We start from the raw sequence: 1852 nt of genomic DNA, 5'->3' as shown, positions 1-1852 counted from the left end.
ACCATGACGCTGGCCGGCGGTGGGCAACTCGCTTGGCACGCATGTTCGGTTTTGTTCGCGGTGGATATGCTCGTAGATGATCGGCGAGCGATAACCAAGGCTGCTGTGGCGGCGATGCGGGTTATACCAACCTTCGATGAATGAGAAGATCGCACGGCTGGCTTGCTCGCGGGTTTGGAAGCGCGTGCGCTCGAGCAATTCACATTCGAGCGTGGCGAAGAACGACTCGCACATCGCGTTATCAAAGCAGTCGCCCACGGAACCCATGGATGGGCGCACGCCGGCCTCGCGGCAGCGCCGCCCAAACGCGAGGGAGGTGTATTGGCACCCTTGATCCGAATGGTGAATGACGCCCTTGGCGTGGCGTTGCGCCAGCGCCATGTCCAAGGCCTTGAGCATCAGTTCCGTGCGCAGGTGGCAGCCCATCGCCCAGCCGACAATGCGGCGACTGAACACGTCCAGCACCACGGCCAGATAGAGAAAGCCTGCGCGGGTCGGCACTAAGGTCGCGTCGGCGACCCACAGGCGATTCGGCACATCGGCGTTGAAGTGCCGCTGCACCAAATCCGGTGCGGCACGTGCCCCGGCTTGTCGTCGTGTCGTGGTGATCCATTTGCGCCGGCTTACGCCACGCAGACCAGCGAGACGCATCAATCGTGCGACTCGTTTGCGCGCGACGTGGATGCCTTGCTCAGCAAGCTCCGCATGAACGCGGGGCATGCCGTAGGTGCCGCGTGAGCCGGTGTAGATGGCGCGGATGCGGGCCGACAGATCGGCATCACTGCGGGCATGCGCCGATGGCGCTCGTTGGCGCCATGCGTAGAAGCCGCTGGCAGAGACCCCCAGCAGCCGCGCCATCGTCGCAATAGGCCAGGTGGCCTGATTCGCTTTCATGAACTCGAACCCTTGTCGGGCAGCGTTCCGGTCTCCCTCGCGAACCAGGCCGCGGCTTTTGCCAGGATCTCGCGCTCAAGCTTGAGCTGACGATTCTCACGGCGCAGGCGCGATAGCTCTTCGTGTTCGGTCGAGGTCAATCCGTCGTGTCGTGTGCCGGCGTCACGATCGGCCTGGGCAACCCAGCCGTAGATGGTCGGCGTGCTCGGCGAACTCCTTGGACAGTTCTTCGGGGCGACGCCCGGCGTGAACCAGGTCCACGATCTGTTGCCGAAATTCCGGTGCATACGGCGCTCGGTATTTGGACATGATCCGTACCTCCTCCTTGTCAGATTAGATCGTGTCCACGAATGCGGGTCATCTCCAGTCGACTCATAATCGATTGGTCGCAGGTTCAAATCCTGCCAGGCCCACCAAGCACCCAGAATCAACGGGTGGCATAATCTGCGCTCGGTTAAGGGGGCCGAAATTCGCGGGCAACGTCAAATCGACCTCACGCTGCCGGAAAACTACCCCTTCCGAACAAAGCCATCGCGCTGGCGATTGAGTGCGGCCAGCGATGCGCGTTGTTGCGCTTCCGGTAGCGCCTTGATCGCGGCCAACAAAGCCGCGAAAGCGGCGTCGCGCCGGGCTTCCGGAACCCACTCGAGTTCGCTAGCGAGCCAGCCCAGCGGATGGCCCTGTTGTGCCTTCGGCAGCGCCTTGATCGCTGCGAACAGATCCGCGAAAGCGGCGTCGCGCTGGGCTTCCGGAAGCGCCCCGAGCTGGCAAGCGAGGCTGGCCAGCGGATGGCCCTGTTGTGCCTTCGGCAGCGCCTTGATCGCAGCGAACAGATCCGCGAAAGCGGCGTCGCGCCGGGCTTCCGGAACCCACTCGAGTTCGCTAGCAAGGCTGGCAAGCGGAACGCCCTGTTGTGCTTCCGGCAGCGCCTTGATCGCGGCCAACAGAGCCGCGAAAG

1 protein-coding gene and 1 pseudogene are annotated in these 1852 nt (G+C 63.3%); both read right to left on the bottom strand.

Annotation, left to right across the window (positions count from 1 at the left end; genetic code table 11):
• Positions 1–1203 (bottom strand): annotated as a pseudogene (locus DID99_RS36480) (IS3 family transposase); the annotation flags it as partial.
• 200 nt (positions 1204–1403) lie between these two features.
• Positions 1404–1852: hypothetical protein (locus DID99_RS37555; protein WP_409362726.1), on the bottom strand; the 449-nt coding region annotated here is incomplete at its 5' end.

The sequence above is a fragment of the Burkholderia sp. Bp8986 genome (assembly GCF_003854225.1).
Taxonomy (GTDB): domain Bacteria; phylum Pseudomonadota; class Gammaproteobacteria; order Burkholderiales; family Burkholderiaceae; genus Burkholderia.
This window is presented reverse-complemented; position numbering and strand designations above follow the sequence as displayed.